This is a genomic window from Pseudoalteromonas sp. P1-13-1a (assembly GCF_001401875.1).
Taxonomy (GTDB): Bacteria; Pseudomonadota; Gammaproteobacteria; order Enterobacterales; family Alteromonadaceae; genus Pseudoalteromonas.
In genome coordinates, this window is record NZ_LKDV01000025.1 from 57,824 (window position 1) to 66,068 (window position 8,245).

General features: G+C 40.6%; 5 protein-coding genes. 3 read left to right on the forward strand and 2 right to left on the reverse strand.

The annotated features are described in order from the left end of the window. Positions 1-180 precede the first annotated feature (180 nt). The gene (locus AN391_RS14815) at positions 181-489 is read right to left on the reverse strand and encodes a YkgJ family cysteine cluster protein (protein ID WP_055020172.1); all 309 of its coding nucleotides are present in this window, start codon (positions 487-489) and stop codon (positions 181-183) included. 71 nt (positions 490-560) lie between these two features. Continuing rightward, positions 561-2,489, reverse strand: a complete 1,929-nt coding sequence (locus tag AN391_RS14820) for an ATP-dependent DNA helicase RecQ (RefSeq protein WP_055016118.1) — start codon at positions 2,487-2,489, stop codon at positions 561-563. 502 nt (positions 2,490-2,991) lie between these two features. On the opposite strand from AN391_RS14820, the gene AN391_RS14825 reads away from it, so the two are divergent. The 3 genes from AN391_RS14825 (at position 2,992) to AN391_RS14835 (ending at position 8,134) form a co-directional block, all read left to right on the forward strand. After that, entirely contained in the window at positions 2,992-4,296 is a 1,305-nt protein-coding gene (locus AN391_RS14825) for an NAD(P)/FAD-dependent oxidoreductase (RefSeq protein WP_055016126.1), read from the forward strand. A gap of 136 nt (positions 4,297-4,432) precedes the next feature. Further along, a complete protein-coding gene (locus AN391_RS14830) occupies positions 4,433-6,523 on the forward strand; it encodes a hypothetical protein (RefSeq protein ID WP_055016119.1) in 2,091 nt (696 codons plus the stop codon). 111 nt (positions 6,524-6,634) lie between these two features. Beyond that, the gene (locus tag AN391_RS14835) at positions 6,635-8,134 is read left to right on the forward strand and encodes a DUF2235 domain-containing protein (RefSeq protein WP_055016120.1); all 1,500 of its coding nucleotides are present in this window, start codon (positions 6,635-6,637) and stop codon (positions 8,132-8,134) included. Positions 8,135-8,245: the final 111 nt, after the last annotated feature.

Here is an 8,245-nt window from a genome sequence, read left to right on the forward strand (position 1 = left end):
TTGCACGTATGTTTTTATTATGCCAATCCACATAATTAAGTGATCTATTTTGAGGATGGATAAACGTGTTGATAGCAATGCAAAAAAATCGCTATTTAGTTGTTCTAAATGAGAATTTTTTAACGCAGATAGTGGCACGTTTAGTCCCTGAAAACGATTAAGTATTATTACGGATTGGTATTAAATACCCGCTATTTCGCGCTCAGTAATACACTCGTTTGAGGCCATTTCGAACTCGCGGCACGTAAGCGGGCGGTTTTCGTAAATAGTACACATTAGCGTGTTACGGTCGAGTGCTTGGCACCAACCGTCGTCACCTCGTTTCATTACTTCGCTGCCCCACTTATCGTAATCAATGTATTGAAAAGGCACGCCCGTGTCGGTCACTATGCGCACTTCTAATTGGCAGCAACATGCCTGGCAATTAGCGCAGGTTACAGGCTCAGGTGCAGAGGAGATAGTTTTACTTGGAATAACAGTGTTAGGCATAGTGACTTAATAAAAAAGAGTAAGCCACTAGGATACAGGAACTCATACCAATTGCATTAAATAGCTATAAATTAGCGCGCTAGTAGTTTTGCTTTTATATCGCTGTAGCGCATTTGCTCGCAAAGCGCAAAGCCGCTCAGTTGGCGTACTTTATTACGAGCAAATAATGGCACACTCATGCCCGCTAAAAAGCGGCACTGAGTTTCAATACCTACACTGTGAATGCCTTTTATTGCCATGTGCGCTAAAAACTCATCCACTTTTTGATAAATAACGTCATCGGCAATCTGAGCAGGCTCTATTGAATACTCAAGCTTTACCGCATTACCACGGCATACACTGCAATGCCCGCATTGCGCAGGGGCATTATTATCATCAAAATAACGCGCTAAGTTATAACTTAAGCAACTTTGTAGCTCAAAAAAGCGTACCAATGCAGCTATACGTTTAATCTCGGCTTGTTCTTTTTCACTAAAATAGCTGTGTAATTGCTTTGCAAGCTCAGGGTTATTTATCACCTCACTATGCACTTTGTACACTTGGGTAATACGTTTGGTTTCAAGGGTTATTAGGTTTTTTTCGGCTAGGTAGTCAAGCGCGGCCACTACGCGTTTACGGTCAACCTGCGCGGCTTGTGTAAGGGTGTCGAAATTAAGCGTGCCCCATATTTTTTTAAAGTCGGTATGGCTAAATATTTGCGTTAAAAAGGCTTGGCGCTGCTCGTCAAACTGGCTCAGTAGTTCGTTTTTATCAACCAAAAACTTGTATTTAAAATCGGCGTAGTAAGCATATTGCGGCGTTATTGCGCCTTGCATCTCGAGTTGTACCAGCAATGTTTTAAGCGCTAGTTGGCGAATATTACTCTCGCTCGATAAGCTGTACTCTTGCATTTCCCATTGCTGCGGCTGGGCTTTAATATCGTTAATTACGTATTCAATGCCGCTAAGCTCAGGGGTGTCGCCGTACACAAAGTTTTCTACTGTGTTTAGGCCATCTAAATTAGCCAGGGTGTAGCAGTTTGATGGGTTGCCATCGCGCCCTGCTCGGCCAATTTCTTGGCTGTAGTTTTCAATTGATTTTGGTAAATCGTAATGAATAACAAAGCGAATATCTGATTTATCAACGCCCATACCAAAGGCTATAGTTGCTACTACTACGTTAATTTTACCCGCCATAAAATCATCTTGAATTTGCCACCTAAGTGTATCTTCAAGCCCTGCATGATATGCAACCGCCTGTATACCTTGCGCACTTAACGTGTTTGCTACTTGCTCAGCACTTTGCTGAAGCGTTACATACACAATTCCCGGGCCGTTTTGCGCACGCACTATGTTAGTAAGCTCAGTATTTTTATCAGCTGTTTTTACACTTAGTACGCTTAAATCAAGGTTAGCGCGGTAAAAGCCCGTTTGTACAATACACTCTGGGGCAATATTAAAACGCTCACTCATATCGCGTTTTACTTTTTTAGTGGCGGTAGCGGTAAGTAATAGTACCAGTGGAATATTTAGCTCTTCGCGGTATCGCGGTAGTTTAAGGTAGTCGGGTCTAAAGTTATGGCCCCATTCCGATATACAGTGCGCCTCATCTACCACCAGCATAGACAGCGCAACTTGTCTTATAAACTCTCTAAAACGCTCGTTTTTAAAACGCTCAACCGACACCATTAATACTTTAATTTTACCATTTCGCACATCGTTCATTACAGTGCTGCTTTGCATTTGGTCTTGGCCCGAATCAAGGCTTGCCGCGTAAATACCTTTGCTATTTAAAAAGCTAATTTGATCTTTCATCAATGCAAGTAAAGGCGACACCACCAAAGTTAAGTTAGGTAAATGCATAGCTGTTAACTGATAACACAACGACTTACCCGACCCCGTAGGAAATATAGCCAGTGACGACTGCCCATTTAAAAGCTGCTCAATAGTTTGCTGTTGCCCTGCCCTAAATTGGCTAAAACCAAAATGCTGCTCAAGTGATGTAATTAATGGCGTGGTCATAAATATCCTTTTAGGCTAGGGAATAGGCTTTAACAGCAAAAGTGCAACGTAAATGAAATATTTGCATATACCCCAAAGCATCTCAATATAAGAGTGCCTGTTGGCATTAAAAGCAATTTGGATTAACCATAAATTGCAAGTATTAGCGGCTTTGTTGCAACAATCAACAAACCAGAAAAACCTACTTTAGATCAATACAATAAAAGATTTAAAAGCATTTAATATCAGCGTTATACCCTACTAAAGCAAGCTGCCTTTTCTGTAAAGTAACGCCTTTATGTTAGGCCCCTGTAAAGCGCTAAATTTTTCATATCAAGGCAATTTAGACCTTAGTATACAACAAATAAGCTTATCAATTGCTGACATATGTTTTATTTAGGCGCAAAATACGCAGCAGATGCTCAATGGTGCTAACAGCCAAGCTAATTTTGTATACCCAAGTGATTTTTTATAAGCGTTATAAGCAGATTATTTGGGTATATTATTTTTTAAGGGCATTGCTATGAATATAACTAAACCTAAAATCGTCGTTATTGGCGGTGGCGCAGGCGGACTAGAGCTAGCAACACAATTAGGGCATAAATTAGGGAAGAGAAAACAAGCCGAAATTCTTTTAATCGATAAAAACCGTACCCACATATGGAAGCCGTTACTACACGAAGTAGCGACAGGCTCTATTGACCCCGATTTAGATGGCGTTGTGTATTCAGCCCACGCTGCAAAACATCATTATAATTTTCAGCTTGGTACATTTTGCGACATAGACCAAAGCAACAAAACCATTACCCTCGCGCCGCATCTTGATGAACTAGGCCACACTATTTTGCCAAAGCGTAGCGTACGCTACGATCACCTTGTTATTGCCATAGGCAGTGTAAGTAACGACTTTAATACCCCAGGTATAAAAGATCATTGCTACTTTTTAGACTCAAACCAGCAAGCTGAGCGTTTTCAGCATTCACTGCTCGACAGTTTTACTCGCCTGCATCAAGACGATAACCAACAGCAATCATTAAATATTGCCATTGTTGGCGGCGGCGCAACCGGCGTTGAGCTATCAGCAGAGCTTTACCATGTATCTGAACTACTGAAGCTTTATGGCCTTACAAATATGTCGTCTAAGCGTTTACATATACACCTAATTGAAGCGGGGCCGCGTATTTTACCCGCTCTACCCGAGCGCATTGCCGATAGTGCAAAACGCGAATTATTAAAGCTAGGTGTAAACGTGCGAGAGCAAACACAGGTTAAAGAAGCTACCGAGCAAGGGTTTATAACAAAAGACGAAGAACACATAGACGCCGATATAATGGTGTGGGCTGCCGGTGTAAAAGCGCCTGACTTTATTAAAGATTTAGGTATTTTTGAGCTTACCCGTAGCAACCAAATTAAGGTTAACGAGTTTTTACAAAGCACTGTAGATGAAAGCATTTTTGTACTTGGTGATTGCTGCGCCTTTACCCAAGAAGACGGAAAGCTCGTTCCACCGCGCGCACAATCGGCGCATCAAATGGCGCTGTGTGTAGAAAAAAACCTCATTGCGACTTTAAAACAACAGCCTTTGTGTGGCTTTAAATATAGCGACCATGGCTCGCTCGTTAACTTATCGCGCTACAGTACGGTAGGTAATTTAATGGGTAACTTAACCAGCAATACCTTTTTTATAGAAGGTAAAATTGCCCGTTTTATGTATATATCGCTGTATCGTATGCACCAGCGCGCCATACACGGCAGCGCAAAAACCTTTGCATTATGGATAAGCGAAAAAGTACTGCGTGTTGTACGCCCTAAAATGAAATTGCACTAGTACATATACACCAGCTAAATAGTCAAAAAGCTTTAATAGGTAATGTAAATTATCTTTTAAAGCTTTTTTGCTTTATGCGTATTTAAAAGAGTACCATGTAGATAAATATATTTGTGAATTCAAGGGATTGACGCTAATGAAAAAAGTACTTTTTGGGATTGTAACAATCACTGCCTTGGCTGTTTATTTTTTCCAAACTCAACCTCATTTTGAAGATGTTGAGCACACTGAAAAAGTGGAACCAACCACCACTGAGCCCAGTATAGTTAATAAAAAGAAGCCAAGTGAGGACTCACCCCTACAGGTAGTTAATAAACTAAAAAAGCAAATTAGCCTGTGTAGAGATCAATCACAACAACAAAGTACTAAAATACAAACCTTGAATCAGTCGCTTGTTTCATTTTTTGTAAGTGAACTCAAAAAAGGGACATCGGTATCCACGCTTTTAAAGTATTCAACTTTATCAAAGCTTAATCAACGCACATACATTGCCCTTTTAAAAGACGCCATTGTTGCTGGGCAAAAGCAGCAACTTAACATTACTCACTCTTTAAACGAGTTAGCTAGTTGGCAAGGTATTGAAGCAATTAAAAACCTCACCAACGACAAAGTAAAAAAACTACTCAAAGATTTAGGCAACAGTAGCACGGCTCCACCGGGGCTTACTATTAGCTTGCCTGTTGATGAAAATGTACAAAAAGAAACGCTTTACGCTTTATTAAGCAACACCGATACATTTACAACTTATGTGCAATCGTTTATTAAAGTTGAGGGCAGTGAGGTAATATCCCCAGCAACATTATTCGTACTTAACGCAAATAAACTCTCGCTTAAAGAGTTTGAGCAAGCTATTTCATCTAACCAATTTACAGTGAATGAAGTGGCTACCGCTATAAAAAATGATATACCTAATCAATATATTATTGCCCTTTTACAGCAAGTTCCCGCGCTAGATGCTATGCCGCTATACGAACAAAACACTGTTTTATATAACTTAGCTGATATTGCGGTCAGTAAATTTAATTTACCCCTTGTAGAAGCACTACAAGCAAAAGGGATTACGCCAACCAACGAGCCTGGTTTATTTACAGGGTTAGACGTAGCTATTGTAAACCTGCCAAAAAGCGGCAACTTAACCCTAGCCCCATTAGATACTAAACACACCCAGCTTTTGGACTATCTTAAAAAGCGTGGTTACAAGGCACATAGCGGCAATGCGAATAACGACCTAAATAACCAAGGGGTATTTTTTGTAAATGACTTTATTTACCAGCAAGGTGCCTATATTAATAAGCAGGACAACCCTACGCAATACGCTTACTTTAGCCCTATAGGTAGAATAAGCAATGCAGAGTTACCTAAAGTAACAACTAACGATAATTCTGCCATAGCTACTTATTTAATAGACCTAGAACAACAAAAAAATGAGCTACAAGCGCGTAGTAGCAATTGTAATGATCTACATAAAGAGTTAAAAACCGCCGAACAGTTGGTTGATACAAGGCAAGCTTACAATCAAGTTTGGAATGCAAATGAAGAACACGGTGATAACACCCCAGCCGTTTTGCACGCAATAGACCCTGTATTAGTTAACTACTGGTTTGCTTCACAAAACAATCAGCATTCATACGGTAGAAGCCAAAGCACATTTAGCGAACTATTATCTAAAGAGCAATACCAAAAAGCGTATGAGTACAGCCTTAGTACAGTATTAACTCAAGCCGAAACGGATACGCTTTTTTCTTTATTACTGTTAAAACCTGATGATTTAATCACTCTTTGGCAAAGCCGAGTAGAACCTAAGCCACCGAGTGATTTACTTCGATTGAGCAAACTTCCACTTAGTCAATGGCAAAAACTAAAACACGCTGGTTTTGATTTTTCGATTACCGACGTGTATGGCCGCGACGTATACCTTCAAGCAATGTTTGCCTCAAACGATATAGTGCAATTTTTAATTGATAATAAAATACCCTCTGATACAAAAAAGCTGGGCGTAGATATACTCGACCTAGCGCTAGAACAAAGCTATAACCAAGGGAAATTAAGCAAAAACGTTCCACTAGCGCTACAACTTGTAAAGGAGTTTGAGCCAAACCACTTAGCCCGCGTAGCACGATTAAAAATGTTTTACCCTGAGGTTTATCAGCAGTTAATTCAGCTAAAACCAGCGCTTAAGCCTGCCCAAGGCACAGAGCTAAATCATTATATGTTTGATAATCACTAAATAACCCGCCAAGCACGCTAATGCCCTTAGCGTGCTATATAGCTAAATTAATGTCTTTAATATTTAACATTGCCTGTGTAGAGTATTTAAAACAATTAAAGGATTAGGGCTATGACGGGTAAAACGCTAATTTTTAATTTTGATGGTACCGGGGGCGAGCCTCGCGATGCAGAACAATTTAGTTCAGATCATTTTAAAGAAGACAGTAGTATTTCTAATATTCTTAAGCTGCATTTATTATTAGGCGGCAAGCTCGATGACTCCCCCACCACCCCATTTACAAACCAGCTTAGTTTTTATTATCAAGGTATTGGCACCAAAGGAAGCCGCCTAAAACGTATTTTAAACCAAACTTTAGCGCCACGTGGTGACGATGTTGCCAGTATTTTAAATCAAGCCATGCGTGATTTTAAAACGCATTACCAACTAGGCGATACCCTTTTACTTACCGGTTTTAGCCGGGGCGGCGCACTTGCACGGCGTTTTGCAAAAATCCTAGAGCCTTTAATTAGCGATAATGTTTACGTATGTGTATTTGATACCGTGGCCTCAATTGGTTTATCAAAAGTGAGTAAAGCAACACGCGGAGCCCAGCATGTTATTTTTGAAAACCACACCATTGCCAAAAATATTTCGCAGGCACTGCACTGCGTAGCACTTGATGAAAAACGCCGCGCATTTGAACCCACCCTAATGAACCATCAAAATAATATTACCGAGCTTTGGTTTGCAGGGGCGCATTCAGATATTGGCGGTGGTTATTACCGCGATGGCCTAGCTGATATTTGCCTGCGCTATGCGCTTGAATGGTTAATTGAGCAACCACTTAAAATTAGTTTATTAACCAGCCACGATATTGACTACGAAACCTTATTGCCTGGCACTAAATTAGTTGACCAAGACGATGTAACCGTAACGCCCGATCCTCTGGCTTTAAGCCATCAGCAAAATTACTTTTGGTTTAATTCCATTTTTAAATTGGTCGACAGGGAATGTTGTGTACTGATTAATAACGAAGCAAGCAACCTTGAGCCATTAGTTCACCAAAGCGTGGCTACACGGATTAATAAACTAACCAGTTATCGCCCAGAATCGCTTAAAAAACGTCATTACAAAATGAGTTATAACGACGGCACAACATTAAGCTTTGTCGGGTTAAGCCCCCACATTGCACTCGCTAACCAAAATATGAGCGTGCTTGGGATTAATCAAAGCCAAGATGTAATGGTATTTGCCTCAGAGCAATATAACACCACCGGTTTAATGCTTGAGCAAGGCGCTACGTATCGCTTTACACCTTATCCAAACCAGTTTTGGTACGACGATGGCGTAAAGTGTACTGCCAGTGGGTGGCATCGCGATAACGTGCAATTAGGTGTAAAAGAAATCCCCATAGCATTACTTGAACCATTTAGACGACTTCCTCGCGCACAATGGTTTTCTTTAGTAGGTGCTATAAATCAAAACGATGAACACCTGTTTGAAATTGCTGGTGGCAGTGACATAAAAGTAGCTAAATCCGGTGAGTTTTGTCCCTTTGCCAACGACTTAAGCCGCTTTTACGGCGCTAATGCAGGGAGAATAAAAGTAAAAGTAACCCGCATAAGTTAAATGGGCTGTAATAGCGCAGCTAGCTGGCGTTTTAAAAGCAACGCTTTAACAGAGGTATAAAGTGATTGTTTCACCACCGAGAAGCGAAGGAGAATACCTGGAGAAGTGACT